Raw genomic sequence first — 26044 nt, forward strand, 5'->3', positions numbered from 1 at the left:
GGGCTTTTCTTGCGGGTTTGCTTGTTATATGCTACAATAGAGAATAATAAAGCCAAGACAATGTAACAGGAGCTTTTTTGATGAAGGAACCAAAACTGAAAACTGTATATGTGTGTTCCAACTGCGGCGAGACAAGCCCCCGCTGGATGGGCCGCTGCCCAAGCTGCGGCAGCTGGAACACGATGAACGAGGACGTTGTAGCGGAAGCCCCCAAAGCAGGTACTGCCGCAGCCAAACAGGCGGCAGCCGCCCGCCCGGAAGGGGTGACCACCCTGACCGCAAAACGCCTTTCTGAGATCAGCATGACCGAAGAAAAAAGCCGTATTCTGACCGGCATTTCGGAGCTGGACCGTGTACTTGGCGGCGGCATTGTGCTGGGCGGCGTTGTGCTTTTGAGCGGTGAGCCGGGTGTGGGCAAATCTACTATGCTTCTGCAGCTGTGCGGTGCCATTTCCAACCAGCACAGCGTTTTGTATATCACTGGCGAGGAATCGGTGCGGCAGGTCAAGCTGCGCGCTGCCCGGCTGAAAGTGCCGCAGGATAACATCTTTCTGGCAGCGGAGAATGATGTGGACGAGATCTGCGGCCTGATCGAAAAAGAAAAGCCGGATCTCGTGGTCATCGACTCCATCCAGACGATGCGCTGCATGGATATCTCGTCCTCCGCCGGTACGGTAAGTCAGGTCAAGGAAAGTGCGGCCCGCCTGCTGGCCGTGGCCAAAAAGCAGGAGATCCCCATGTTCATTGTGGGCCATGTGAACAAGGACGGTGCCATTGCAGGCCCCAAAGTCATGGAGCATATCGTGGATACGGTGCTTTACTTTGAGGGCGATAAAATGCTGCCGTACCGCATCCTGCGTGCGGCCAAGAACCGTTATGGCTCCACCAATGAGCTGGGCATGTTTGATATGACGGGGCAGGGCCTTGCTGAGATCGAAAACCCTTCACAGATGCTGCTGGAAGGCCGTCCTCTTGGCGTTTCCGGCAACTGTGTGGCCTGTACCATGGAGGGCAGCCGTCCCATTTTGAGCGAAATTCAGGCCCTTGCAACCAAAACCAATTTTCCAGCGCCGCGCCGTGCCTGCAGCGGCTACGACTACAACCGCATGAATCTGCTGATCGCTGTGCTGGAAAAGCGTGCAGGGTATTTCTTTGGAAACCTGGATGTATATATCAACATCGTGGGCGGCATTGCGCTGCGTGATACTGCCTGTGATCTTTCTGTCTGCTTGAGTATGGTCTCCTCGCTGCTGGACAGGCCCGTCAGCGATAAGCTGATCGCCATTGGCGAGGTCGGCCTTGGCGGTGAAGTGCGCAGCGTACCCAATCTGGAACAGCGCCTGCATGAGGCAGAGCGTATCGGCTTTGAACGTGCGGTGATCCCGAAGCACAACCTGAATCATCTGAGCCCGGCAGATTATCCTGGAATGCAGCTGATCGGCGCGGCTTATATCACCGATGCGATCAATGCCCTGAAATCTGACCGCTTATAAGAGGAAAAACAATGTCGATCTATCTGGACGAGAAAAATCCCGGCAAGCACAAGCCCTTCGATGATGCTGCGCCGGACATTGTAGAATACGTCCGCTATCTGGAAGTGATCGCGGGCAAAAGCGCAAACACGGCGTTCAGCTACTACTGTGATCTGCGCGGATTCAGCCGTTTTATGAAGCGCCGCCGTGGGCTTGTGCCCGAAGACAGTGAGATGAAGGATATCGACCCCAAAGGGCTGGACACCGCATTCTGGGCCTCCGTAACAAAGGAGGATATCTACGAATATCTGTACTTTTTAAACCGCGAGTGCGGCAACAAAAAGTCCTCAACGGCCCGGCGGCTGGCAAGCCTGCACGGCTTTTATGATTACCTGGTCAATCAGGTCAACCGGCTGGATACAGATCCAACTGCGGCCATCCACCCACCCAAACAGGATAAGGTACTGCCCAAATATCTGACGGCGGAGCAGTCCATGGAGTTATTGGAAAGCACGCAGACCCAAAGCGATTTTCCGGAGCGGGATTATTGCATGGTGACGCTGTTTTTGAACTGTGGAATGCGTCTGGCAGAGCTTGTCGGCATGAATCTGGACGACATTGATTTGGAAAACCGCCAGATACGTCTGTTTGGCAAGGGCCACAAGGAGCGCATGGTTTATCTGAATGATGCCTGCATGGAAGCATTGCGGCTGTATCTGGGCAAACGCAATACGATGGAGGGACTTCTGCCGCAGGAAAAGGCGGTCTTTATTACCCGACGGCGCAAAGAGCGTATCTCGAACCGCAGGGTAGAACAGCTAGTGACCGGTGCAATGAAAGCAGCCGGATTAAAAGGCTTTTCCACACATAAGCTGCGCCACACTGCCGCAACTCTGATGTATCAGACCGGCAATGTAGATATCCTTACACTCAAGCAGCTTTTGGGCCACAGCAACGTGTCTACCACACAAATTTATACGCACCTACAGGAATTTCAGGTGCGCGCGGCTATTGAAGAAAACCCGCTGGGCAAGGTCAAAAAGCCCAAAGCATCTTCTCACATCTTGGATACAACAGAAAAGGAAAAAGGGGAGACAGCAGAGGATTCAGCTCTGGATGAGGAACTTTCGTCTGTGCCCATGAAAGCCTTTGAGGGTGCGGCTCAGGATGGCATCGGGCTGGATGCTTCCGTGCTTGCAATGAAGCCTGATGCGAACGCCGGAAACGGAAATTCCTGAACCACATAAGAATACCCATAAAATGAAACGATACCGTCTGTGACGCGTCCAAAGTGCGGATATGTCATCGGCGGTATTTTTATAGATATATTTATATAAATAATGGAATGATAAGCTGTGATCTGGCCAGCGATTTGAAATCGTACGAGCAAATGGTCGTGCGCAGAAAAATAAAAAGATCAGAATGACCACAGAACTTATAGCAATATAAAAAGAGAATCTGGAAAAATAAAATGCAAGCGCGCATGGCAGCGGCAGACTGTGCAGCTTTGTAATTTGTAAGTCCATAAAAAGATTGTAGCACCAAAATACTAATGAGACACAAAAATATAAAAAACGCAAAAGTTGAATCATACGGTATTACAGATGACTGCAGATCCGCAGGTCGCAGAAAAAGGCCAGATTCAGGAAAATAGAGATTTTTCGCTTCCCTGCATTTCGCATAACGTGCATTATACGAAAATTATACACTCAAAAAATAAGACCGCTCTTCTCTTCTGGTTATGAGTTCAGCGGTCTTAAAATACTGATGGCTGTATGGTGTTGGGTTCAGAATGTTATCGCTTCTTCTCCCTTGGTGATGCTATGCTAATACTTTTTAATTTAAAGTGAACCCGGCAAGCTGCTCGGCCTGCGGCTGTGTGCCAAAGTATGCACAGATCGCTTCGTAATAAACGCGGGCTGTTTTTTTACAACCTTCTTCACTGCCGAACTGTGCAACATCTGCTTCATTCGTTACAAAGCATTGCTCTGCCAGCACTGCCGGACAATTTACATCTTCCAGCAACGTAAAGCTTCGCTCTGCACGCACCTCGGTGTGGGTGCTTTCCACCAGTTGCTTCTGATCGTTTTCCAGATAATAAATGTATCGGACTCCCCCGCGCCCACGCAGAGATGCTCCTGCAGCCTGCATTCCTTTGGCAAGCAGCTGCGCAAAGTAAAAGCTTTCCTGATGCCAAGTCCGGCCCGGCACTGCCGGATAGCACTCAAAGCCGGACGCAGTGGAGCCATTTGCAGCTGAGTTGCCGTGGATGGAAAGCAGCAGCTGCGGTGCCTGTTCGTCCGCTCTGGCGGCACGCTGGGCGGGCGTAGCGGTTTCATCAAAGCTGTCACGGGTCTGCAGCGGAATAAAATTAGAGTCCTGCTGCAGCAGCCGGATCAGTTCCGAGGCGGTTGCTGCGGTCATATCTTTTTCTTCGATCACTCCCCTTGCACCCGGGTCTGTTCCACCGTGCCCAGCATCGATCACCACGCGGTAAGGCGGATCACCGACCTGCGGACGGAATTCTTCACCGGCGATGCTTTCCGCTGGCTGAGCTGTCTGCAGAGTCAGCGCTGCATGCCAGAGTGAGCTGCCAAACCAGATGCCCACTGCGCAAAAAAGCAGAATGACCGTATTTTTGAGCACATGAGAAGTCTGTTTTCGTCTTTTTGAGTGCGCGGCTTTGGAATATCGTTTTGCCATTTTGGCTTACATCCTTATATTAGCATTCTTTATAGAATACGATCCTGCTCTGCAAATTCCTTCAATGTGAGAAAAAGCTACCCGAAAAATCCTTCGGATAGCTTTTTCTTTATTTCAGCTCTACCACGGTCACGCCGCTTTCACCCTCGCCATAACGGCCCAGACGGAAGCTTTTGACCATGCGGTTGCCGCGCAGATGCTTGTGGATAGCTGTGCGCAGCGCACCGGTTCCATTGCCGTGGATCAGATAAACCACTGTCTGTCCGTTCAGGATGGCACGGTCGATAAAGGAATCCACCTCCGGCAGCGCTTCGTCCACCGTCAGGCCCAGCAGATTGCATTCCATCTTGGCGGAACGCTGTACCCTCTCTACCCTGCCGTTCGGGCGGTTGGCATCGCCGGTCAGGCGGGAATAGCGCTGCTGTGCTTTAGTCTGCGGTTTCTTTTCCTTGACCAGCTTTTCCGGCTGTTTCAAGCCCTCGAGCGGAACTTTGGTCTTGATGATGCCTGCACGCACCAGAACATCGCCGTTTTTATCCGGCAGGGCTAATACGGTGGCCAGCTGGTTCAGCTCTGCAATGCAGACCTCCTGCCCTACCTTGACCTCTTTCAGCGGCACAAATTCCTTGACTGGGTTATGCACCGCCTCGGAGCCGATAAACAGCTTTTCCGATTCTTTTTTGGCGATCTCGCGGGCGCGCTGAGCTTTCTGCTGGGTGCTCATGCGCTCGTCCTTCTGCAGCTGACGCAGTTCGTCGGTCAGGGCGTAAGCCTGACTTTCCACCTGCTGTGCCAGCGCACGAGCCTTGGCACGGGCAGCTTCCAGTTCATTTTCGCCCTGACGGATCAGCTCATCACGCTTTTTCTGCGCGGCTTCCAGCTGGTGGGAAGCTTCATTTTTCAGCTCTTCCACCTCGTTCTGGCTTTCCTTCAGCTGCAGCTTCAAATCATCCAGCTGTCCCAGAACGGCATCCAGACGCTTATCCTCTGCGGAAAGATGCTGCTGTGCCGCTTCGATCACGCGCTCCGGGATGCCCAACTTTTCGCTGATGAGGAACGCATTGGATTTGCCCGGCACGCCGACGCTCAGCTTATAGGTCGGGCGCAGCGTTTCCAGATCAAACTCACAGCTGGCATTGACAACGCCCTTGGTTTCCAGAGCAAACACCTTCAGCTCAGCGTAGTGAGTGGTGGCCATCAGCAGCACGCCGCGGCGGCGCAGCTCTTCAATGATGGCCACAGCCAGCGCAGCACCTTCGGCGGGGTCGGTACCGGCACCAAGCTCGTCCAGCAGCACCAGTGTGTGCGGCATGGCAAGCTCCAGAATGCCGGTGATCTTTTTCATATGACCGGAGAAGGTGGAAAGGCTCTGCTCAATGCTCTGTTCATCGCCGATATCCACCAGAAATTCGTCAAATACGCAGATCTCGCTGCGCTCGTCAGCCGGGATCAGGAAGCCGCACTGCGCCATGGCGCACAGCAGGCCCGCTGTTTTCAAGGTGACGGTTTTGCCACCGGTGTTCGGGCCGGTGATGATCAGCGAATCGTAATCCCTGCCCAGAGCAATATCCACAGGCACGCACTTTTTAGGATCGATCAGCGGGTGGCGCGCACGGATCAGCGAGAAGGAATCGTCGGTGCGGACAGCAGGCTTGAATGCCCTGAGATCCAAAGCCAGCCGTGCCTTTGCCAGCAAAACATCGATCTCCAGCATAGCCTTGTAGCTGTACTGGAACTGCGGCTCAATGGCGGCCACCTGTGCGGTAAAGGCCACCAGAATGCGCTCAATCTCCTGCGCTTCCTGCGCACGGTACTGCAAAATGCGGGCATTGGCTTCCACAACGGCCTGCGGCTCCACAAAGACGGTGGCTCCGGTAGACGAAACATCATGAATAATGCCGCTCACCTCACCGCGGTATTCGCTCTTGACCGGCACAACATACCGGCCATTGCGCATGGAAACCACGCTTTCCTGTAGATACTTGGAGGTATCCATATTGCGGACCATGCTCTCCAGACGGTCACGGATGCTGTTCTCCGTTGCGCGGATCTTTTTGCGCAGGTCGTTCAGGGTATGAGAGGCCGTGTCTGCCATGGCATCCGGTGCCAGAATGGCGCTGGAGATCTGCTGTTCCAGGCCCGGCTGCGGTGCCAGCGCATAGAACAGATCGTCTGTAGGCAGAGCATCGTGCTCCGAAGCACCATACCAGCTTGAAAGATTCTGAAAATTGCGCAGTGCACCAGCCACCATCAACAGCTCGCCCATTGAAAGTACGCCGCCTTTTACGGCGCGGGCCGCCAGCTGACTGACATTCTCCACGCCGCCAAAGCGCGGGGAGCCGTTTTTGATCAGCAGGGTGTTGATGGCATCGGTCTGTTCCAGCGCATAGCGCACCTCGTCCGGGTCGCACTGCGGCTGAGTGGCAAGCAGCATTTCGCGCGCTTCCTTGCACACGCAGCCCTCTGCGGCACGGGCGATGATCTTATCCAGTTCCAGAGTTTTTAAGTAACTTGTTTTCATAGGTTCCCTTTATGCTCAGGGCAGCAGGGTCTTTAAAAAGTCATAGCTTTTCAAAGGCTTATCCATGTGGGTCAGTGCATAGCGCTCTGCCACTGCGGAAAGCTTTTCCAGACTGCCCACAGAAATTTTGAATGCAAATATTTTTTTGTCGTCCACAAGGCAGATGTGCCGCAGCGCATACAGTGCGCCCTGATCAAGGTTGCAGGTCTTTCCTGCTTTTGCGGCGCAGTCTGCACAGAGCAGATGACCTTCCTGCACATCCAGATAGAACGCAGCACCATCATAGGCGCTGCAATCGCGGCAGCACACGATCTGCGGCATAAAGCCGCACTCGCTCATGGTGCGCAGTTCAAACACGGCCTTGATCACCCGCAGATCCGTTTTGCTCTCGCTGATCATATAGAAACAGTTGAGCAGCAGCCGAAGCTCCCGCTGTGCCTCCTGCCCGGTGGGCGAAAGGGTCATTGCCATTTCAGCCATATACATGGCAAGGCTCATGCCCTCAATGCTGGACGAGATGCCGTGAAAGACATTTTTCACTTCTGCTTCCCGCACAGTGTACATGTTGCGGCCCGGCACCAGTGTGAACTCGGAGTAGCAGAACAGCCCGCACGCGCTGAACAGCTTGCTCTTCAGCCGCAGGCTGCTCTGCGCTGCTGCCGAGATCACGCCCAGTTCCGGTGTCAGGATCGTCAGAATGCGATCCGATTCCTTATAGCGGGTCTCCTTCAGCACCAGACCCGTGGTTACAAAGGCTTCCATTTTCTTGGTCCTCTGCCGGGGTTTCTTCCGGCCGCTGTTGTTTATAATCGAGATAACGAAGAATGTTTCCCGTGCAGGCAAACGCCTGCCAGCTTGCTTGTGAATCCATTTGCAGCACCTCTTCCCTGTTACGGATAGTGTCAGGTTTATTTTAACCGTTCATCCAAGGGAATTCTGTCCTGCTTTGGCAAGTGTCAGCGGTTATTGGTGTTCTGCTTGAAGCCAAAGTTGTTCAGCAGGAACTCGTTATCGCGCCAATCGGATTTTACCTTTACCCAGCACTGCAGATTGACGCGGCAGCCCAAAAACTCTTCGCAGTCTGCACGGGCAGCACTGGCAATTTTTTTCAGCATTGCGCCGCCTTTTCCAATGACCATGCCCTTGTGGCTTTCGCGCTCGCAGTAGATATTTACATCAATATCGATCAGGTCGGTGCCCGGGCGCTCTTTGAAGCGCTCCACCACAACAGCAATGCCATGGGGGATCTCGTCGCGCATGAACAGCAGGGCCTTTTCACGGATGACCTCCGCCACAAGCTCCTTTTCCGGCATATCCGTGTAGGCATCATCATCAAAATAATGCGGGCCTTCCACAGCATAGCGGCTCAAAGCATCGAACAGCACTTCGCAGCCGTCGTTATCACGGACGCTGATGGTGTAGATATCGTCGAATACACCCAATGCCTTCAGCTCTTCTTTGCGGGCTTCCAGATCAGCAGGCTCCTTGACAAGGTCAGTCTTGTTGATGACTGCAATTGCCGGGCCGCCGCTGCTGCGCAGCATATCCACCAGCACCATTTCCGATTCATTCAGTGCGCCGTAAGGCTCAAACAGCATCATGGAAACATCCACATCTGCAATGGAATCGCTGGCAGTCTTATCCATCCGTTTACCCAGTTTGTTGCGTGCCTTGTGCACACCGGGTGTATCCAGCAGCACATACTGCAGCGGCCCGCGGGTGATCACGCCGGTAATGCGGGTACGGGTGGTCTGCGGCTTGGAAGTGACGATGGCTACCTTTTCGCCAACCAGAAGGTTGGTCAGACTGGATTTGCCAACATTGGGACGGCCAATGACAGCCACAAAAACGGAAGAAGTATCATAATGCCCCTGAATGGGTGTAGCGTTACTCAAAATCTAGCTCCTGTCTGTATTGTGCGGCAACCGCACGGTGAATCAATTACTCGGTATAGCTTACGGTGCGCGGCAGGCCCAGCTGCAGCAGAACAGCTTCCTCTTTCTCACGCATCCGCATGGCTTCCAGACCACCATTTTCGTGGTCGTAGCCCAGCAGGTGCAGCATGGAGTGCACCGTCAGGAACGCCACCTCACGCTGCAGCGGATGGCCGTAGAGGTTTGCCTGCTCCTGTGCACGCTCCATACTGATGACGATGTCACCCAGCATTTTGCAGCCGTTGTTCTCGTCAACATCATATTTGCCGTTTACACCCAGAGGGAAGCTCAGCACGTCGGTGGGCATGGGCTTGTTGCGGTACTGGTTGTTCAGCTCAGCAATGGCAGCGTTATCCACAAAGGTCACGCTGATCTCTGCAGGAGCTTCAAAATGCTCATACTCCAGCACGGCATTACAGGCACGGCGGATGAGAATGCGCAGACCGGAAGGAACCTTGACGGCCTTCTGTGAATTGGTGATCAAAACTTTATTGGACATAAATCAGTCCACTCCTTTCTGTTTTTGATGGCTTTATATGAATTCTGGTGATTTTATTTTTCAGGGTGTGCAGCCTTTTCGTAAGCCTTGATAATCTCCTGCACAAGACGGTGGCGCACAACATCTTTCTCAGTAAAATAGCACTGTGCAATCCCATTTACATTTTTAAGCACGTGCAGTGCATCCACAAGACCGCTGCGGGTGCGTTCCGGCAGATCGATCTGGGTCACATCACCGGTAACCACCACCTTGGAGCCGACACCCATACGTGTGAGGAACATTTTCATCTGCTCCGGTGTGGTGTTCTGTGCCTCGTCCAGAATGATAAAGGAATCATCTAGCGTGCGTCCGCGCATATAGGCAAGCGGTGCAACCTCAATGATCTGCTTTTCCACAAGGCGCTCGTAAGTTTCGGCACCCAGCATATCAAACAGGCCGTCATACAGCGGGCGCAGATAAGGGTCTACCTTCTGCTGCAGATCACCGGGCAGAAAGCCCAGTTTTTCACCTGCTTCCACTGCCGGGCGGGTGAGCACGATGCGGGAAACATCCTTGGCTTTAAAAGCCTTTACCGCCATGGCAACGGCCAGATAGGTCTTGCCGGTACCCGCCGGGCCAACGCCAAAGGTGATGGCATTGGTGCGGATGGCATTGAGATATTCCTTCTGGCCCAGTGTTTTGGGCCGGATCGGCCGCCCCTTGACCGTTACGGTAACAAAATCTTCGGTCAGTTCCTTGACCCGCTTTTCTGCTCCATCGTGCGCCAGACTGATGCAGTAGCGCACGGTCTGGTCTTCCAGCGGTGTATGATTCTCGATCAGAAGCAGCATTCCCTCCACAGCGCGGCTGGCCGCGGCAACATTGGCCGGTTCGCCTGAAAGCCGCAGCTGCGTGCCCCGGCAGACCGCCGTAACAGAAAATTCGTTCTCCAGCAGACGGATGTTCCGGTCGCAGTTGCCAAAAACAGCTGCGGCGACCTCTACACTATCCAGTTCAATATTCTTTTCTGCCATGTGCTCCTCCTGAAAGGATATATTTTAATGCTTCTATTGTACCACCAAAATCTCGAGAAGAAAACTGTGAAAAGTACACAAAATATTTTCATCCGTTCCATCGGTTTTTTCATACGCCAAGGCAGCTGCCCCTGCAAAGCGTCAGCGGCAAAAAAGAAAATGCAGGAACAGGAATGTATCCTGTACGAATGATCTTGTCAAGACCTTTTGTGCCACAACCACAGAGAAAAACAAAACATATCTTTGGCCAAAAAGGCAATAGCAAACTTTTCCCCTGCGTGCTACAATAGCAAGCGTTGTGCGGCTTGCACCCGGCCGGCCGCTCCGGAATGCTGAAATCAAAGGAGAAGGAACCATGGAACAACTTTTTCTGATGCCCGGTGAAGAACGCTGCGAACGCTTCAAGGATGGCAACGGTATTCCGAGAGTTCACTACTCCTATCGCTCGATGCACGGTGCATTCTTCGACTGCGAGAGCCGCAGTTTGGAGGAAGCCCAGCGCCTGTGTGAGGACTGGCTGGTAGGTCAGGACCGCTGCTACCGCAACTGAAATGAAAAATAGAAGCCTCCGCTTCCCTGTCGGTACTGCCGCCGGGAAGCGGAGGTTTTTGCTTTTTACAGGTTTATTTCCACAGTTGAGCGCAGACAAGTTCCAGCACACTGCCCGCGATGCAGCGGGCCTTATCCGAAATGAGAAAACAGTTGGAAAGTTCCTCTTTGCGGGGGTCTATATCGGCCACCTTAAAACCGGGCGTTACCGGATAACTGCTGCGCAGAAGTCCGCGCAGAATGCCCGTGATCTGCGTGGTCACAGAGATCATGGCACCATCTGCCGTGCGGATCTGCGCAATGGTCTCACCCGCTTCCACAATATCTCCAATTTTGCGGAGATCCATAAATATACCGGCCGTGCCGGCATGGATCACGCGCTCTTTGCCGTAGCCGCCAATGATTCCGGGAATGCCGGTATCGGGGATGGCACTGCCTTCCCGAATGATGCGTCCCAGCCGGTGGCCGCGTTTGGTCTCCACCACCACATCCACATCCTGCCCAGCCGTGAAACCGGGGCCGAGTGCAATGGTCAGGGGTGCCATATCCCGCGTTGTGCCAAGATTCTTTTTGGCAAGGATCGCATCCACAAGGACATCCGGCTTTGCCGGCGCAATGCTTTTTCCTTGTGGGTCTACCAGAACAGGAACGGCATTCTGTTTCCAGATTTCTTCTGCCTGCGCCAGAGTTTCGATCCGTACCGCACGCAGACCTTCAACGGCGGTCTCACCTTCATAAACGGCTTCGCACAGAGAAACCTGCCGCCGGATCGCCGCCGGATGCTCCGCTTCCAGCACCAGCACACGCAGGCCTGCGCTCCACAGCCGATGAATGGTGCCGGTAGCAAGGTCGCCGCCGCCGCGCACAAGGATCAGTGCATCCTTCTTCATTTGATCTCCTCTCCGGGCTGGAGTCGAGTCAATACGATCTCCATAGACCCACCGCAGGCAGCAATTGCAGCATCATCATTTTTGCCGTCTGCCGAAAAATGCAGCCGTTGATACGCCGGAGCCGCTCCCGTCAGCATTTCCTGTGCAGCCAGAATGGTGCGGTGCTCCATAATACCGCCGCCCACGCTGCCCACAATAGAGCCGTCTGTGCGAACCAGCATTTTTGCGCCGATTTCCCGCGGCGTAGAGCCGTGCCGCGCCGCAATCACAGCAAGCACCGCCTGCTGCCCGGCGGCATCTGTCTGAGCCATGGCTTCCAGAAGGGCAGATGAAAAGCCCTCCGTCTGCGGACGCGCATTCTTGATCGATACGATCTGTGCCAGAATGGAAAGTGCGATCTCCTCTGCCGTCTGTGAGCTGATGGAAAGCCCGATGGGGGCGTACAACGCCTCCACTCTTTCGGCATCGATACCGGCTTCCAGAAGTTGACGGCGCACCAGTGCGGCACGCCCGCGGCTGCCCATCATGCCAACATATGCCGCAGGCTTTCTTAATATCACCTTCAGGCAGTCCACATCAAATGCATGTGCCCGGGTGACGACCACAAAATAAGTCTCTGCGCCGTCAGGTACCTGCGCAAGCGCTTTATCAAACGGCAGGCAGAGCACTTTATCGGCTCCGGCCAGCCGCAGCTGCTGTGCATATTCCTCGCGGTCATCCATTGCAAGGACCGTCAGGCCCAGCAGCTTTGCAAGCTGCACAACGGCTGCAGCCACATGTCCACCACCGCAGACTACCAGCTGCGGCACCGCGCCAAAGCGCTCCGCAAAGATGTCTGTGCCTGCAACAGAGTGGATACCAGCTGCTGTGCAGCCCTGCAGTTCTGTCAGGTGCTGCAGCAGTACGGTACTGTCTCCCCTCTGCCACACAGGCCTGCCCTCCAGCAAAAGCAGCTGGCTCCCCGCGGCATCGCCCTCTAACTGGGCCACCATCGTCCAGCCGCCCGCAGAACGGGCTTTTTGCAGCATTGTATAAAGCGGCATTTTACCCATGCGTCATTCTCCTGTTTTATCTTTATTACTGTTCTACTGCTGCGGCCTGATCGTAACGTGCCGGGTCCAGCCGGTTCTGCCACTGCTCAAATTCTTCCGGCAGCATCCGCCAGGCAAGTCCGCAGCCTGCGGAGATCTCGCGCGGCAGTGGGATGAGCCTGCCCGGAACTTTCTCCGCAAGGCACTGCTTTTCCCATTCCATGGCATCCAGCGTTGTGCGGAATGAAAGAACAATATAAGTTTTTTTGATGCGCATATCAGATCTCCTGTGCAAGCTCCTGAACAGCGGCTGCGGTCTGAAGCACTTCGGCTTCCGTATTGAAATGCGAAAAGCTGAACCGTACCACGCCCTGTTCCACCGTGCCCAGCGCTTTATGCATCAGCGGTGCACAGTGCGCACCGGCACGCACACAGATGCTGTAGTCCTCCCACAGAATATCTGCAATGCGGGCTGAATCTTCGTCTCCGATGTTGAGCGAGATAATGGGAGCATGCAGCGCCATTTCCGGGTCGCCGTAGATCTTCACGTTCGGCAGATCTCGAATGTTTTTATAAAAGAGCGCCGCCAGTGCAGTTTCTTTTGCACACAGCGTTTCCACACCCTGAGCCAGAATCCATTCTACACCGGCACACAGGCCCGCCAGACCCGGAACATTGAGCGTCCCGGCTTCCAGAGCGGTGGGCATCTGTGCGGGATGCTGTTCATCAAAGCTGTGTACGCCGCTGCCTCCCACTACCAATGGCTGGATGAAAAGCCCCGGGCGCACATACAAGCCGCCTGTTCCCTGCGGGCCAAGCAGCGCCTTATGCCCGGTGAAGCATAGCACATCAATGCCCAGTGCCTGTACGTCAATGGGCTGTGAACCCGCCGTCTGGGCCGCATCCACGATCAGCAGCAGGCCGTGCCGGTGCGCAAAACCCGCTGCTTTTGCAAGATCTGTTCCGTTGCCGGTCACATTGGAAGCACCTGTTACGACCAGCGCTTTTGTATTGGGCTGAACCAGCTTATCCCAGTCATCATATTGCAGCCGTCCGCGCTCATCCACGCCCGCAAAACTGAACTGCAAGCCCTGTTCCCGCAGCCGGTAGAGCGGCCGCAGAACAGAGTTATGCTCACATACCGTTGTGATGATATGATCGCCCGGTGCAAAAAGACCACCCAATGCAATGTTCAAGGCCTCCGTTGCATTTGCCGCAAAGGCAATACAGGACGGGTCTGGTGCGTGGAGGAGCTTTGCCATTGCGCACCGCGCAGCATAAACAAGACGGCTTGCGTGCAGCGTGGGCTCATGGGCACCCCGTCCCGGATTGCCTGCCGTGCGCATTGCGTCCAGCACAGCCTGCTCTACCTGCGGCGGCTTGCGCAGGGTCGTGGCAGCGTTATCCAGATAGATCACGGTTTCACCACGTTGCCTGCCTGCGTCAGCTTTTCCACGATGGTGTACATGTTGGTCACACTGCCAACAGCAAGCTTTTCGGTCAGGCCATAGAAATTCAGGCAGGTGCCGCAGGTCATGATCTCCACGCCCTGTGCTTCCAGTGCCTTCAGGTCATCCAGCATGGGCGAACCCTCACAGGTCAGGGACGCGCCGCCGTTATAGAACAGCACTGTTTTGGGCAGCTGATCCTGCTGGGTAAGTGCGAACACAAAGGCCTTGAGCAGGGACCTGCCAAGGTCATCTGCGCCAATGCCCATTTTATCAGAGCTGATGGCAACCACCGTGTCCGTGCGGGTGTCCGGTGCACAGGCCGGTGCTTCTTCAGTGGGTGTTTCGGACGCTTCGCCGACCGTGAACAGCACGCGGTATTCCCGCTCGGCCAGCTTTTCGGCGCTGTACTGATAACCTTTCTGCTGGGCCATTTTGGTAAGGTTCTGCACGGCGATCTCATTATCCACCAGCACTTCCACCTCACCGGCACCCTTCAGTTCAGAGATCGCCTTTTTGGCTTTTACAACGGGCAGCGGGCATGCGTCACCACGGGCATCAACTTTCAGCATCATAATTGTAGGCCTCCATCAGTATTTTACAGTGATTTCCTGTTCGGTTTTGGGTATGATCTCACCCACGATCTTTGCGGGCAGGCCAGCGGCCTGCAGCTCTGCTTCCAGCGCATTTGCTTCTTCTGGCAACACGGCCAGCAATAGTCCGCCGGAAGTCTGTGGGTCAAACAGCACCTCTTCCATTGCAAACGGCACATTTTCAAAAGTGACATATGGGCCGGTATGGTTGCGGTTGCGCTGTCCGGCAGCGGTATACAAAAAATCATCTGCCGCTTTTTCGGCTCCCGGTAGAACCGGCACCATCCGTGCATCAATGATACAGGAAAGCTTTCCGCCCATCATCTCGTGCAGATGGCCCAGAAAACTGAAACCGGTCACATCGGTTGCCGCGTGGACCGTATACTTTCGGCTGATCTCGGCAGCGTTTTTGTTCAGCGTTGTCATGGACGCAATGGCACCGGCCATATCTTCCGGTGCCGCTTCGCCCACACGGTTTGCCGTGCAGATCAGGCCCACGCCCAGAGCTTTTGTTAAAATCAGCTTGTCACCGGGCTTGCCGGAATCATTCGTATACATTTTTTTCGGGTCCACAAGGCCAGTCACCGAAAGTCCGTATTTCACACCGGTATCGGCAATGGAATGCCCGCCCGCAAGGCTTCCGCCCGCTTCGGCCACCTTCTTGGCTCCGCCGCGCAGAATCTCGCCCAGAATGTTCAGATCCATGCTCTCCGGGAAGCAGACAAGGTTCAGTGCAGTCTTAACCTCGCCGCCCATGGCATAGACATCACTCAGGGCGTTGGCCGCTGCGATCTGGCCGAAGGTATAGGGGTCATCCACCATCGGCGGGAAAAAATCCACTGTCTGTACCAGCGCGATATCATCTGTTATGCGGTACACGGCGGCATCATCCCGGCTGTCGTACCCGACCAGAAGGCTCGGGTCTCTTGCACCGCGCGGCAGCTTTTCCAGAATACGGCTCAGCGCTCCGGCTCCCAGCTTTGCGGTACATCCGCCGCCGGTGCAGAACACGATCTTGCCTTCTTTGCTCATGCACGTTCTCCTTTCTCGAAATGAGACGTAGCGCAGGAAATCCGATAAATTTTTTTCAGAATATCAGCCACCTGCCGGGCCAGAGCAGCCTGCTCTTTTGTATCGACCTGATTGAGTACAACATAAAAGCTGCGATCCCCTACAGCCTTCCTTCCACCGGCTTCACTTGCAAGCAGATTCGCCAGAAGTTCCGGTGTCAACTGCGCATCCTGCGGAACACAAAGCAGCTCTGCGGCAAGCTCTGCCCGGAAACAGACCTCCCGGAGCGGATGCCTCAACGCAGAAAGCCCTGCTACGGCCAGAACCGTATCGCACTGCGGTAAAAGCACCGGCTCGTGCGCAGCGGGTGCCTTGCAGGGCATCCGTTTTGCGCCGTCCGCTTCAATGAGCACGATATCTGCAAGGGTTATCCAGCGCTCCAGCTGTGCCTGCGGCGGGGCCGTCAATTTGCCGCCGTGTGCAGCGGTTCCGGCCACGGCATAACTGCCGCACTTCCACAGGCGGAAAAGCTCTGCATCCGTCTGTGCCCAGACCCCGCCTGGCGGCTGCATAATATGGGTGGTGGTAGCGGCCAATACCCGCCAGCCCTTGCGGGCGCAGTGCGCAGCCAGATTGTACATCAGTGTGGTCTTTCCGCCGCCGCCCACCAGAGAAATAACATGTCCCTTCTCCGCAAGAAACGGAAAAATTTTTTCGTCGATCATTTCTGCTTTTCTGCAACTGCCATGGCGATTTTTTCCGGTGTGATGGGCAGCTCATAGAACCGGGTGCCGATAGCGTTATAGATGGCATCGGAAATGGCAGGCAGCGGTGTGTTGATGACCACCTCACCAATGGACTTTGCGCCAAAGGGTCCGTTGGGTTCATAGCTGCTCTCGAATTCAACCTTGATCTTGCCCACATCGGTGCGGGCCGGAATTTTGTACTGGAACAGAGAATTCTCTTCCGGGTAGCCATTTTTATCGTAGGTGATGTTTTCGGTCAGAGTCATGCCGATGCCCTGCAGCAGACCGCCCTCAGCCTGCACACGGGTCAGGTTCGGGTTGATGGGCGTGCCGCAGTCCACACAGGCATCAAATTCCAGCAGCTTTACCTCGCCGGTCTCGGTATCCACTTCCACCTCAGCAGCACCAACCATGAACGGCGGCGGCGACAAAGGCGAAGTATGCGTTTCGGTGGCTTCCAGCGGAACCATATGGCCGAACTGAGAAGCATACGCGATCTCGCTCAGAGACTTTTTCTGTGTGGGATCTTTGCTCTTGAAAACATCTTTTCCATCAAATTCCACCTCGTCCTCGGTGCATTCCAGCAGCTCTGCGCCCAGCTTGCAGATCTGGCCGCGCAGCTTCATGGCACACTTTTCGGTGGCCTTGCCGGTAATGTAAGTGGTACTGGACGCATAGGAGCCGGAGTCATAGGGCGAGGTATCCGTATCAGCTCCGAAGACCGTGATATTGTCCAGCGGGCAGTCCAGCACTTCGGCGGCGATCTGCGCCAGTGTAGTGTCACAGCCGGTGCCCATGTCGGCTGCACCGATCATCAGGGTGTAGAAGCCGTCGTCATTCAGTTTCAGGGTGGCACTGCCCACATCCATGCCGGAAATGCCGGAGCCCTGCATCGCCATGCCCATACCGACAGCGCGCACCTTGCTGTTGCCCATATCACGGGCAGGGTATTTGTGCTCCCAGTCGATCATATCCCGCACCTTGACAAGGCAGCGGTCCAGCGCGCAGCTGGTGTTGACAGCCCCATAGTAGGCGGGCATCACATCGCCCTCCTGTACGGTGTTTTTCAGCCGCAGCTCAAAGGGGTCCATATTCAGCTTATGAGCCAGTTCATTGACAGCAGATTCTACGGCAAACAGTCCCTGCGTTGCGCCGTAACCGCGGTAAGCACCGGCAGACATGTGGTTCGTATACACCACATCACTGATAAAACGGAAGGCTTCTGCCTTGCCGTACAGCGGGATGGACTTGTGACCGGAAAGGCCCACGGTCGTAGGGCCATGCTCACCGTAAGCACCGGTATTGGAAAGGGTGTACAGATCAATGCCCTTCACAACGCCGTCCTTCGTGGCACCCAGCCGCACATGGATCTCCATTTCGTGACGTGGCGAGGATGCGATCTGGCTTTCCACACGACTGAAAATGATCTTGGAGGGCTTTTTGGTCTTCCAAGTCACAAAAGCCGGATATACCTCACTGACCGCCGTCTGCTTGGCACCAAATCCGCCGCCGATGCGGGGCTTTGCCACGCGCACCATGGATTTGGGAATATGCAGTGCGTTCGCAATATTGCGCCGTGCATGGAACACGATCTGCGTGGAGCTGAGCACATTCAGCCGCCCATAGGTATCAATGGAGCAGTAGGTGCGGAAGGTCTCCATCATAGCCTGCTGACAGGCTTTGGTGTGGTAAATGTGGTCAATGACTACATCGCTGGCCGCCAATACAGCATCGATATCGCCGGAACCACTCTCATCGTGGGCACAGAGGTTGCGCTTATTGTCGGCTCCCACCGGGCACAGACTGGCCCAGTTGTCCTCCGGATGCACCAGAATGGGGTTGTCCTTGGCAGTGTGATAGTCCAGCACTGCTTCCAAAACCTCATACTCCACCTTGATGAGCTTGAGAGCCTTATCCACGCACTTTTCGTCCTTACCGGCCACAATGGCCACCACATCGCCCACAAAGCGCACATGGCGGTCAATGAGCAGGCGGTCATGCGGACTGGCTTCCGGATAGGTCTGGCCAGCCTGCGTGTAGCGCGGCGCATCCTGCGGCACATCCTCCCATGTAAAGATCGCCTCGATGCCGGGCACCTTTTTTGCTACAGTCGTATTGATAGTTTTGACGATGGCATTTGCGTGCGGAGAGCGCAGCAGCTTTACGATCAGGCAGTCCTGCGGGATCACATCGTCCATATAGACGGGCTGGCCGGTGACCAGCTGCATGGCATCCTTTTTACGGAAAGGCTTGTTGATGGTACTCATTCTGCGGCCTCCTTCTGCTTTTTCCATGCCAGAAAGTTCATGATGCCGCGCAGCTGGCCCTCATAGCCAGAGCAGCGGCAGAGGTTGCCGGAGAGATATTCCTTCACTTCTTCCTCACTGGGGTACGGATTCTCGCGGAAGAGGGCCAGCGCGTTCATGATAAAGCCCGGGTTGCAGAAGCCACACTGCTCTGCACCCTGATCCGCGATAAAGCCGCCGAACTCCGCGGCTTCTTCCTGCAGGCCTTCCAGTGTGGTAATGCTGTGGCCGCTGGCACGCGCTGCCAGTACCGAGCAGGACAGCACCGGTTTCTCGTCCAGAAACACCGTGCACAGACCGCAGTTGGAGGTCTCACAGCCGCGCTTGACGCTCTTGCAGCCGTGAGCACGTACAAAATCGATCAGCAGCATATCTGCAGCCACATCCTCTGTGACCTTGATGCCGTTCAATGTAAGAGTGATCTGCATTTAATTTTCCTCCTGTGCCGTGCGTGCTTCCAGTTCCAGAACAGCACGCTTTGTCAGAACGCCTGCCAGATGGCGGCGGTACTCGGCATTGCCGCGCATATTGGAGCCAGTGACAATTTTTTGCTTTACTTCATCGGCAAAGTTCTGCGCCAGTTCCTGCGCAGAAACACCCGCCTTTGCCGGCAGCTCAAACAGCACAGCCTTGAGCGGCCGCGCACCGATCGCAATGCGATAGCTGCCGTTTTCCAGACGGGCGGCAGCGCAGGTAAGCACCGGGATATCAGTCTGGCTGTTGCGCACGGACTGATAGAAAAATTCTGCTTTTTCCTTTTTAACGATCAGCCGCACAAGGATGTCCCGATCATAAGGGCGCTCAGCATACTCCTGCAGGGATATGATCCCACCCTTGTACAACTCTACCGAACAGTCCATGGCCATAAACAGCGTGAGCACATCGGAAAAGCCGAACCGGCTGTAGATGCTGCCACCCACAGTTGCCAGATTGCGCAGCTGCACGCCCACGATATGCCGCAGCGCTTCCTTTACTGCGCCATGGGTATACGCAGCAAGACCGGCGTGCTCTTCCAGCTGGCGCAGTGTAACCATGGCACCAATGGAAAAGCTGCCCTCGGTCTCCTCTATGGTGTCCAGTCCCAGACCGGACAGGTCGATGGCTGTACCGACATTGATGTTCTCCATTTTGAGCCAGATCATGCCGCCCAGCACACGGTTGGCCTTTTTCTGGTTCAGCTGCCACGCTTCTTCCAGACTTTCGGCCTGCTTATATTCTCGGATCGTCATCATAGATGCAGGTTCCTCTCTCTTTTTTTCTCTGTTCTTTTATTTTAACACAGATTTCGATATAATACTATTGTGAATTCGTTTCAGAAAGAGTGGTACTATATGAAAGAACTTCTTCCGGTGGGCTGTGTCATCATGGCATCCGGTCTGAGCCAGCGCTTCGGCTCCAACAAACTCCTTGCGCCGTTCTGCGGGGAACCGATGCTATGCCGCGCATTTGCAGCGACCGATACTCCAAAGCTTTCGGCCCGCATCGTGGTGACACGTTCGGACGAAGTTGCGCAGCTTTGCCGCTCCCGCAATGTTCCGGTGCTGCTGCACGATCTGCCCGGTCGAAACGATACGGTGCGGCTGGGTCTTTCTGCGCTGCTGGAACAGGTTCCGGAGCTTTTTGGCTGCATGTTCCTGCCGGGAGACCAACCGCTTTTGTGCCGCGAGACAGTGGAAGCCATGGCAGGCATCTCCGGATGGGATCAAAGGACTCGGCTGGAACGGCAAAAAGAAACAGAACGGGAGATCTTCCGTCTGGGATTCCGGGTCCGTAACGACCCGTCTCCCTTTACTGGAAGTCCCGTTCTGTTTGAAAAAGGACTTTTTCAGGAACTGCTCACCTTGCCGCAGGGCATGGGCGGAAGTGTTCTGCTTCGGAAATATCCCGCGCATGTTCACACCGTTTACATTGCGGATCGGAATGAATTGGCCGACGCCGACACGCCCGAAGCACTGGCGCAATTGGAAGCACTGGCCCGGCAGAAGCTTTGAGCTTTATACTGCCTTGTCATCCTTCGGCAGCAGCACATTCAGCAGGATCGCCACGAACGCAGCCGGAACGATGCCGGACTCGCCGCAGATCAGCTGTAAAGCGTGCGGAGCCTGTGCCAGAATGCCGCTGTTGGCACCCATGCCGTAGCCAACACCCAGAGCCACCGAGACGATGGTAAGCTGACGCGGGGTCATCTTTTCCTTGGTGATGAGCTGGATGCCGCTGACCACGATGGAAGAGAACATCATAACGGCAGCACCGCCCAGAACGGCCTGCGGCATAATGGAGATCAGTGCGCCGAGCTTGGGGATCAGGCCGCACAGGATCAGGAAGATGGCACCGGAGGCCAGAGCCATGCGGTTGACCACTTTGGTCATGGCCACCAGACCCACGTTCTGGCTGAAGGAAGTGTTGGGCAGCACACCGAACAGAGCCGCAAAGGAGGAGCCCAGACCGTCACAGATCACACCGCCGGACAGCTCTTTATCGGTGGGCTCACGATTCATGCCGCCCTCCATGACACCGGAGATATCACCCACGGTCTCAACAGCGGTAACAACGAACATGATCATCACCGGCATAATAGCGCGCATATCAAACACGATCTTGACCGGCATCAGCTTGGGAATGGCAAACCAAGAGGCCTGTGCCACCTTATTCCAGTTGAGCACCCATGCCTTGGTAAACTCTACACCATCGGCAGTGACACCGGTAGTGGGCAGCACCAGACCCATGACAAAGGCCGCAACGTAACCGGCCAGAATGCCGATCAGAATCGCGGAAGAGCTGAGGAAGCCCGTGGTCCAGTGCTTGAAGATCAGAATGACCACCAATACGAACAGGGCAAGCAGAAGATTTTCCATGGAGCCAAAGTCTTTTGCGCTGTTGCCACCGCCAAAGGAATTGATGCCCACCGAGATCAGCGAAAGACCGATGGAAAGCACAACCGTACCGGTGACGACCGGCGGGAAAAACTTGCGCAGAGGCTTGAGGAAGAAGCCCAGCACGCTTTCAAAGATGCCGCCGATGATGGATGCACCCATAATGGCACCATAGGCCAGCACACCGCCGCCCATGCTGCCGACAACACTGTTGAACACGCCGATAAAACCGGAACTGGTGCCCATGATGATGGGCACACTACCGCCCACGGGGCCGATGGTGAACAGCTGCACCAGTGTGACCACACCGGCCACGAACATGGCACTCTGCAGCAGCGTGACCTGCAGATCTGCGAACTCACCACCCGCAATGCCGCAGGCACTGGTGATGATCAGCAGCGGGGTCAGGTTGCCCACAAACATGGCGCAGACATGCTGCAGACCCAGCGGGATCGCCTGTTTCAGGGACATTTTTGCGTCGAACTGATACGCCGACTCTTCGAGCTTGACTTCCTTCAAATGTTCCACTCTCCTCAAATCTTGACAAAAATCATTCTTTTCGACTGCTTTACCAAAAAAGCGGATTTATTATAGCAAAACTGCGTATCCTTGTAAATTAAGTATGACTTTTTCGTGAACGGCTGTTTCCCGCTGAGAAACACAAAAAGCAGGGCGCTTTGTGCGTTTTTTCCGCTTTGGTCGGAAGAATTTCGCGCAGAACTCCTGCTTTTTTGTTTTGTTTTATTTGATTTTTGTGCGATATGGAAATTTTACAGCGTTCTCAGCCCGTAATCTTTGAAACAGCGCTGGATGCCCTGATGAGTGGTGTCGAACCGGATGCCGAAGCGTTCCAGTTTTGTGGTGTCCATCACAAGGTTCCGACCCCAGCTTTCTTCCTCGATCTGCACAGCGATTCCCAGCGTTTCGGCAAACTGCCGGGCGGTGCATACCATGTTTTCGGCATTGCCGCTGCCAAAATTGTATACGCCGCCGGGCAGCGCCATGGCAGGCTCCAGATTTTCGATCACCTGCCGCACATAGGTCACGCCGCGGTGGTCGTTCCGGGAGAAGCGCAGAGTCTCTCCCTTCAGCGCGGCACGCAGAAGATTCAGCGGAAGATTGCCCCGGATGGGCAGCCCATAGCCGGGCAGGTCATACATCCAACTGGCACGCAGATGGACCGAGTCCGGGCAGAGCTCCAGCACACGCTGCTCTGCTTTCAGCTTGTATTGGCCATAAATGTTTGCCGGATGCAGATCCAACGCTTCTGACAACGGGCCCTGCTGCTTCGTTCCCGCATAGACCTGATCCGAGCTGAATGCCACCAGCTTTGCCTTCGTCTGCTGCGCAGCCCGTGCCAGCCAGACTGGCAGCTCCACATTGGCACGGTAAGCTTCTGCCGGATGCTGCGCACAGTAACTGGTATCGGAAAGAGCGGCGGTGTGCAGGATCACATCCGGATGCAAAGCTTCCACCTGTGCACGGGTGAGAGCTTCATCGGCTGTACAGAAAAAGCCTTTTGGAAGGGCGCAAAGCTCGTACTTTCCCTGCCACTGCTGCAAAATGCGGGAGCCGACAAAGCCGCCTGCACCGGTGATAAGAATTTTTTTCATGATAATTTCCTCCTGCAGGGCAATGCAAAAGTGCCCAGCAGCATGACAGCCTGCCGGGCACAAAAATTTTAAAGGAACAGTTCCAGCACGAACACGACGGCACAGCAGGCCACAGATACCTGAAACAGGCTTGCGCCGAACCAAGCAGCTGCAATGCCTACCACCAGCGCCATGGCACCGGCAGCCGGGCTCTGGGTCGCGTTGACAATGGCCGGGAAGGTCATGACCGCCAGCGTCACATAGGGCACATAATACAGAAACGACTGAATGAAGCGATTTTTGATGGGCTTGCGGATCAGTGTGAGCGGAAGGATGCGGATGGCATAGGATACCAGCGCCATCACTGCAATGTAAATGTAATGATTATGCGTCATGCTCTGCCTCCTGCTCTTCTGGATTTACCGGAAAAAGAACTGCTGCAGCGCTGGAAATGAGCACTGTGAGCAAAATGGTGCGCGTGCCCTCCGAAAGAGCGGAGATACCCGGCAGGTAATTGCACACAAAGCTCAGTGCAAAGCTGATGGCAACAAGTGCAGCTACCACCCTGCTCTTACGCGCCGGAGGAATGATGATGGCAAGGAACATGCCGTAAAGGGCAACGCTCAGCGCACTGACAGCCCGCAGCGGCAGCAGATTGCCCGCAATGATGCCCAACGCTGTACCGATGGCCCAAGCCGGTGCCGCCAGCAGAATGGCACCGTAGGTATAATATGGGTTCAGGCTGCCGGGCCGTGCAATGGTGATGCCAAAAAGCTCGTCTGTCACATCATAACCGATGAGCAGCCTGTGCCAGAAAGGTGTGCCCGGCGCAAAGCGCTGGGCCAGTGCGCAGCTCATGAGCAGATAGCGCGCATTGGCGATCAGTGTGATGATGGCCACTTCCAGATAGGTCGCATTGGCCATGATGATGGCAAATGCAGCGTACTCGCCTGCCGAAGCGTTGTTCAGTAGGCTGACCAGAAAGCCCTGAAACGGGGTAAAGCCTGCCCGGCGGGCCGCAATGCCCAGCGAGAAGGAAACAGCAAAATAGCCCAGCGCAATGGGAACGCCATCCCGCATGCCCTCACAGAAAATCTTTTTGCTGAAAGCCCAAACCGGCCTTTCTGCATTGACAAGCTCCGGGGCAAGGAGCTTACTTTTGGAATTCATCTTTGTTTTTAACTCCTTTCCTATTTCAAACACCGCTTTTTATTATACTCTCCCGCACACAGAGAAGAAAGGGCTTTTTCACTTTCTTTTCGGCACAAAAGGAAAACGCCGCCTGAAAAGGCAGCGTTCTTCGTCGATTTATGCGCCCGGCACCAGAAAATGCATCGCCTGCGGCAGGACCTGCGTACCGGCTTCCAGCCCATTTGCCGTCAGGATCTGTGCCGGTGACACATGGAACCGTCTGGCAATGCCGAACAACTCCTCCCCTGCCTGTGCATAGTAGATGCGCAGTGCGATCTCCGGGTCCGGAGTCGTCAGCGGTTCGCCCAGCTCAATGCTGCCGATGCCCGAATGTGTGCTCCGGCAGAGGATGGCTCCTTCGGCACGGGCGGTGACCGTCACTTCCAATGTGCCGCCAGTGCAGCTGCACTGGATGTTCTCGGTGCTCAGCCAGCATTCCGGGCTGAACTGTGCACCCGGCGGGGCTTCTACTGCAAGCGGAAAGACAAGCTCCAGTGTTTTTTCGTAGCTTTCCAGCTCAGCAAGACTGTTCTCGGCAAAGGCGGTGGCAACGGCACGCACCGTAAAGGCCCAGCCGTCGCGGTAAGGTGTTACCTGCGCCGGTCCATAAGACACAAAGCAGGCGCGCAGCTGCGCATCCGCATCTGGCAGCGGCCCGGAGGCCGTGGAAGATGCTGTCTCGTTCAGCATACAGGCAAGATCTTCTGCTGCCAATTCCTGCGGCGTGACGGCGGTTTCAAACTGCGTAGAAAAGGCATCCGCTACGTATTGCAGCTGGCAGGGCCGCCATGCGTGCAGATGCATCATCACGCTGGCTGTCAGTTGGCCGCTGGCTTCCTGTTCGCCCTCCGCAAGGGCAAAGCCAACCGGCTCCAGCACGCACATGCATCTGCAGTCCTCTGCTACGCCTTCCAGATCCACCACCTGATTGAACGGCAGGGATGCCGCCTGACTTTGCAGGCTGCTTTCGCCTTCCGCGCGCCAGGCGCATTGGGCACGTACCTCGCCCTTGACCACTGCCTTGCCCGCCAGCAGCTTTACCTCCCGCACGGCGGCGCTGCCGGTAATATCCAGAATGGCTGCGGGCGGCTTTGCAAACACAAGCTCCCCTTCCACAGTGACCAGCTTTTCCAGCACCGCGGTGCTGCGCACGCCGTTCAGCGTCTGCAATTTCTGTTCAATGCCGCCATCGGCCAGCGCCGTGATCAGTTCCTGTTTATCCTGTGTATGGATAGTAACCACAAGACCATAGGCTCCGCGCACCTCGATGCGGTGCGGGTTTACTGCCCGGCAGTTGAGGTATTCGGTCTGCCCTTCTACCATGGCCATCCAGCTGGTGAAGGAGAATTCCGGCACCTCCAGCTGCTTTGTAAACGGCAGCTTCTGCTCGGTCTGGCAAAGCCCGGCCCCGTCCTCGCCCTGATAAAACACAGTGCAGCGCAGATAGCCTTCCAATGTAAGCCGCCCGGGCTGCAGCTGCTTTTGCAGCACCACCGGTTTTGCAAAGCATTTGACCAGCTTGAACACCGGCGGAAGATAATCTGAAATCAGGATCTCGGTTTCCAGCGGAAGTTCTGCCTTGACGGTGCAGCTCGTGCCTGCCTGCGGCAGCGTATCCCGAAAGATCTTCAGTTCCATGCAGTGTGCTCCTTTCCCTGTCCGTCTCTACTGG

Annotated in this window: 25 protein-coding genes; 4 read left to right on the plus strand and 21 right to left on the minus strand. The window is 55.3% G+C overall.

Features of this window, described 5'->3' with window-relative positions; all coding sequences use genetic code 11:
- Positions 1-80: 80 nt before the first annotated feature.
- Both radA and J3348_RS01435 read left to right on the plus strand, forming a co-directional pair.
- Complete coding sequence (radA, locus tag J3348_RS01430; RefSeq protein ID WP_207698143.1) at positions 81-1493, plus strand: DNA repair protein RadA; 1413 nt, start codon at positions 81-83, stop codon at positions 1491-1493.
- 11 nt (positions 1494-1504) lie between these two features.
- Entirely contained in the window at positions 1505-2710 is a 1206-nt protein-coding gene (locus tag J3348_RS01435; RefSeq protein WP_207698144.1) for a tyrosine-type recombinase/integrase, read from the plus strand.
- A gap of 598 nt (positions 2711-3308) precedes the next feature.
- Here J3348_RS01435 and J3348_RS01440 read toward each other — a convergent pair.
- The 6 genes from J3348_RS01440 to J3348_RS01465 form a co-directional block, all read right to left on the minus strand.
- Complete coding sequence (locus J3348_RS01440) at positions 3309-4175, minus strand: N-acetylmuramoyl-L-alanine amidase (protein ID WP_242702828.1); 867 nt, start codon at positions 4173-4175, stop codon at positions 3309-3311.
- 109 nt (positions 4176-4284) lie between these two features.
- Positions 4285-6696, minus strand: a complete 2412-nt coding sequence (locus J3348_RS01445) for an endonuclease MutS2 (protein WP_207698145.1) — start codon at positions 6694-6696, stop codon at positions 4285-4287.
- A 15-nt stretch (positions 6697-6711) separates the two neighbouring features.
- On the minus strand, positions 6712-7458 hold the full coding sequence (gene recO / locus J3348_RS01450; RefSeq protein ID WP_044953693.1) for a DNA repair protein RecO: 747 nt from the start codon (positions 7456-7458) through the stop codon (positions 6712-6714).
- Between the two features lie 194 nt (positions 7459-7652).
- Positions 7653-8591, minus strand: coding sequence for a GTPase Era (gene era, locus J3348_RS01455; protein WP_154255692.1), 939 nt, complete (start codon positions 8589-8591; stop codon positions 7653-7655).
- Between the two features lie 46 nt (positions 8592-8637).
- Positions 8638-9129, minus strand: coding sequence for an rRNA maturation RNase YbeY (gene ybeY / locus J3348_RS01460; RefSeq protein WP_005942100.1), 492 nt, complete (start codon positions 9127-9129; stop codon positions 8638-8640).
- A 53-nt stretch (positions 9130-9182) separates the two neighbouring features.
- On the minus strand, positions 9183-10142 hold the full coding sequence (locus J3348_RS01465) for a PhoH family protein (RefSeq protein WP_005942102.1): 960 nt from the start codon (positions 10140-10142) through the stop codon (positions 9183-9185).
- 355 nt (positions 10143-10497) lie between these two features.
- Between J3348_RS01465 and J3348_RS01470 the strand changes: the two genes are divergently transcribed.
- On the plus strand, positions 10498-10692 hold the full coding sequence (locus tag J3348_RS01470) for a DUF3873 family protein (RefSeq protein ID WP_005942104.1): 195 nt from the start codon (positions 10498-10500) through the stop codon (positions 10690-10692).
- A 73-nt stretch (positions 10693-10765) separates the two neighbouring features.
- Here J3348_RS01470 and yqeB read toward each other — a convergent pair whose 3' ends face one another.
- Genes yqeB through J3348_RS01520 form a run of 10 tightly spaced genes read right to left on the minus strand, consistent with a single transcriptional unit; the run spans position 10766 to position 19948 of the window.
- Positions 10766-11581, minus strand: coding sequence for a selenium-dependent molybdenum cofactor biosynthesis protein YqeB (gene yqeB, locus J3348_RS01475; protein ID WP_118527061.1), 816 nt, complete (start codon positions 11579-11581; stop codon positions 10766-10768).
- Positions 11578-12633 (minus strand): XdhC/CoxI family protein, encoded by a 1056-nt coding sequence (locus J3348_RS01480; RefSeq protein ID WP_207698146.1) that lies wholly within the window; start codon positions 12631-12633, stop codon positions 11578-11580. The genes yqeB and J3348_RS01480 overlap by 4 nt, the downstream gene beginning before the upstream one ends.
- Positions 12634-12658: 25 nt before the next feature.
- Positions 12659-12889 carry a DUF3343 domain-containing protein gene (locus tag J3348_RS01485; RefSeq protein WP_097775510.1) on the minus strand — a complete coding sequence of 77 codons (231 nt, stop codon included), beginning with the start codon at positions 12887-12889 and terminating at the stop codon, positions 12659-12661.
- 1 nt (position 12890) lies between these two features.
- Positions 12891-14030 (minus strand): aminotransferase class V-fold PLP-dependent enzyme, encoded by a 1140-nt coding sequence (locus J3348_RS01490; RefSeq protein ID WP_097775511.1) that lies wholly within the window; start codon positions 14028-14030, stop codon positions 12891-12893.
- Entirely contained in the window at positions 14027-14635 is a 609-nt protein-coding gene (yedF, locus tag J3348_RS01495) for a sulfurtransferase-like selenium metabolism protein YedF (RefSeq protein WP_347565344.1), read from the minus strand. Before yedF ends, J3348_RS01490 begins: the two co-directional genes overlap by 4 nt.
- Positions 14636-14650: 15 nt before the next feature.
- Positions 14651-15685, minus strand: a complete 1035-nt coding sequence (gene selD, locus J3348_RS01500; protein ID WP_097775512.1) for a selenide, water dikinase SelD — start codon at positions 15683-15685, stop codon at positions 14651-14653.
- Positions 15682-16389 (minus strand): selenium cofactor biosynthesis protein YqeC, encoded by a 708-nt coding sequence (yqeC, locus tag J3348_RS01505; protein ID WP_097775513.1) that lies wholly within the window; start codon positions 16387-16389, stop codon positions 15682-15684. The genes selD and yqeC overlap by 4 nt, the downstream gene beginning before the upstream one ends.
- Positions 16386-18677 (minus strand): molybdopterin cofactor-binding domain-containing protein, encoded by a 2292-nt coding sequence (locus J3348_RS01510; RefSeq protein ID WP_207698147.1) that lies wholly within the window; start codon positions 18675-18677, stop codon positions 16386-16388. The genes yqeC and J3348_RS01510 overlap by 4 nt, the downstream gene beginning before the upstream one ends.
- A complete protein-coding gene (locus tag J3348_RS01515) occupies positions 18674-19144 on the minus strand; it encodes a (2Fe-2S)-binding protein (protein WP_005942122.1) in 471 nt (156 codons plus the stop codon). Before J3348_RS01515 ends, J3348_RS01510 begins: the two co-directional genes overlap by 4 nt.
- Positions 19145-19948: an FAD binding domain-containing protein gene (locus J3348_RS01520; protein ID WP_120019857.1), complete on the minus strand. Its 804-nt coding sequence runs from the start codon at positions 19946-19948 to the stop codon at positions 19145-19147.
- Positions 19949-20047: 99 nt separating this feature from the next.
- On the opposite strand from J3348_RS01520, the gene J3348_RS01525 reads away from it, so the two are divergent.
- A complete protein-coding gene (locus J3348_RS01525; protein WP_120079250.1) occupies positions 20048-20707 on the plus strand; it encodes a nucleotidyltransferase family protein in 660 nt (219 codons plus the stop codon).
- A 3-nt stretch (positions 20708-20710) separates the two neighbouring features.
- Here the strand turns inward: J3348_RS01525 and J3348_RS01530 are convergent, their stop codons facing one another.
- The 5 genes from J3348_RS01530 to J3348_RS01550 form a co-directional block, all read right to left on the minus strand.
- Positions 20711-22060, minus strand: coding sequence for a solute carrier family 23 protein (locus tag J3348_RS01530; RefSeq protein WP_044953729.1), 1350 nt, complete (start codon positions 22058-22060; stop codon positions 20711-20713).
- Positions 22061-22359: 299 nt separating this feature from the next.
- On the minus strand, positions 22360-23202 hold the full coding sequence (locus tag J3348_RS01535) for a sugar nucleotide-binding protein (RefSeq protein WP_207698148.1): 843 nt from the start codon (positions 23200-23202) through the stop codon (positions 22360-22362).
- Positions 23203-23270: 68 nt separating this feature from the next.
- Entirely contained in the window at positions 23271-23576 is a 306-nt protein-coding gene (locus J3348_RS01540) for an AzlD domain-containing protein (RefSeq protein WP_005942135.1), read from the minus strand.
- The gene (locus J3348_RS01545; protein WP_005942142.1) at positions 23566-24351 is read right to left on the minus strand and encodes an AzlC family ABC transporter permease; all 786 of its coding nucleotides are present in this window, start codon (positions 24349-24351) and stop codon (positions 23566-23568) included. The genes J3348_RS01540 and J3348_RS01545 overlap by 11 nt, the downstream gene beginning before the upstream one ends.
- A gap of 138 nt (positions 24352-24489) precedes the next feature.
- Positions 24490-26010, minus strand: coding sequence for an SPOCS domain-containing protein (locus J3348_RS01550; protein WP_005942145.1), 1521 nt, complete (start codon positions 26008-26010; stop codon positions 24490-24492).
- Positions 26011-26044: the final 34 nt, after the last annotated feature.

Origin of the sequence: Faecalibacterium sp. Marseille-Q4896 (assembly GCF_017377615.1) — a bacterium.
GTDB lineage: Bacteria > Bacillota > Clostridia > Oscillospirales > Ruminococcaceae > Faecalibacterium > Faecalibacterium taiwanense.

Bases quoted from the DNA above. Each gene is read 5' to 3' on its own strand.
- radA (WP_207698143.1), top strand. From the start codon at position 81: ATGAAGGAACCAAAACTGAAAACTGTATATGTGTGTTCCAACTGCGGC.
- J3348_RS01435 (WP_207698144.1), top strand. From the start codon at position 1,505: ATGTCGATCTATCTGGACGAGAAAAATCCCGGCAAGCACAAGCCCTTC.
- J3348_RS01440 (WP_242702828.1), bottom strand. From the start codon at position 4,175: ATGGCAAAACGATATTCCAAAGCCGCGCACTCAAAAAGACGAAAACAG.
- J3348_RS01445 (WP_207698145.1), bottom strand. From the start codon at position 6,696: ATGAAAACAAGTTACTTAAAAACTCTGGAACTGGATAAGATCATCGCC.
- recO (WP_044953693.1), bottom strand. From the start codon at position 7,458: ATGGAAGCCTTTGTAACCACGGGTCTGGTGCTGAAGGAGACCCGCTAT.
- ybeY (WP_005942100.1), bottom strand. From the start codon at position 9,129: ATGTCCAATAAAGTTTTGATCACCAATTCACAGAAGGCCGTCAAGGTT.
- J3348_RS01465 (WP_005942102.1), bottom strand. From the start codon at position 10,142: ATGGCAGAAAAGAATATTGAACTGGATAGTGTAGAGGTCGCCGCAGCT.
- J3348_RS01470 (WP_005942104.1), top strand. From the start codon at position 10,498: ATGGAACAACTTTTTCTGATGCCCGGTGAAGAACGCTGCGAACGCTTC.
- yqeB (WP_118527061.1), bottom strand. From the start codon at position 11,581: ATGAAGAAGGATGCACTGATCCTTGTGCGCGGCGGCGGCGACCTTGCT.
- J3348_RS01480 (WP_207698146.1), bottom strand. From the start codon at position 12,633: ATGGGTAAAATGCCGCTTTATACAATGCTGCAAAAAGCCCGTTCTGCG.
- J3348_RS01485 (WP_097775510.1), bottom strand. From the start codon at position 12,889: ATGCGCATCAAAAAAACTTATATTGTTCTTTCATTCCGCACAACGCTG.
- yedF (WP_347565344.1), bottom strand. From the start codon at position 14,635: ATGATGCTGAAAGTTGATGCCCGTGGTGACGCATGCCCGCTGCCCGTT.
- selD (WP_097775512.1), bottom strand. From the start codon at position 15,685: ATGAGCAAAGAAGGCAAGATCGTGTTCTGCACCGGCGGCGGATGTACC.
- yqeC (WP_097775513.1), bottom strand. From the start codon at position 16,389: ATGATCGACGAAAAAATTTTTCCGTTTCTTGCGGAGAAGGGACATGTT.
- J3348_RS01510 (WP_207698147.1), bottom strand. From the start codon at position 18,677: ATGAGTACCATCAACAAGCCTTTCCGTAAAAAGGATGCCATGCAGCTG.
- J3348_RS01515 (WP_005942122.1), bottom strand. From the start codon at position 19,144: ATGCAGATCACTCTTACATTGAACGGCATCAAGGTCACAGAGGATGTG.
- J3348_RS01520 (WP_120019857.1), bottom strand. From the start codon at position 19,948: ATGATGACGATCCGAGAATATAAGCAGGCCGAAAGTCTGGAAGAAGCG.
- J3348_RS01525 (WP_120079250.1), top strand. From the start codon at position 20,048: ATGAAAGAACTTCTTCCGGTGGGCTGTGTCATCATGGCATCCGGTCTG.
- J3348_RS01530 (WP_044953729.1), bottom strand. From the start codon at position 22,060: ATGTCCCTGAAACAGGCGATCCCGCTGGGTCTGCAGCATGTCTGCGCC.
- J3348_RS01535 (WP_207698148.1), bottom strand. From the start codon at position 23,202: ATGAAAAAAATTCTTATCACCGGTGCAGGCGGCTTTGTCGGCTCCCGC.
- J3348_RS01540 (WP_005942135.1), bottom strand. From the start codon at position 23,576: ATGACGCATAATCATTACATTTACATTGCAGTGATGGCGCTGGTATCC.
- J3348_RS01545 (WP_005942142.1), bottom strand. From the start codon at position 24,351: ATGAATTCCAAAAGTAAGCTCCTTGCCCCGGAGCTTGTCAATGCAGAA.
- J3348_RS01550 (WP_005942145.1), bottom strand. From the start codon at position 26,010: ATGGAACTGAAGATCTTTCGGGATACGCTGCCGCAGGCAGGCACGAGC.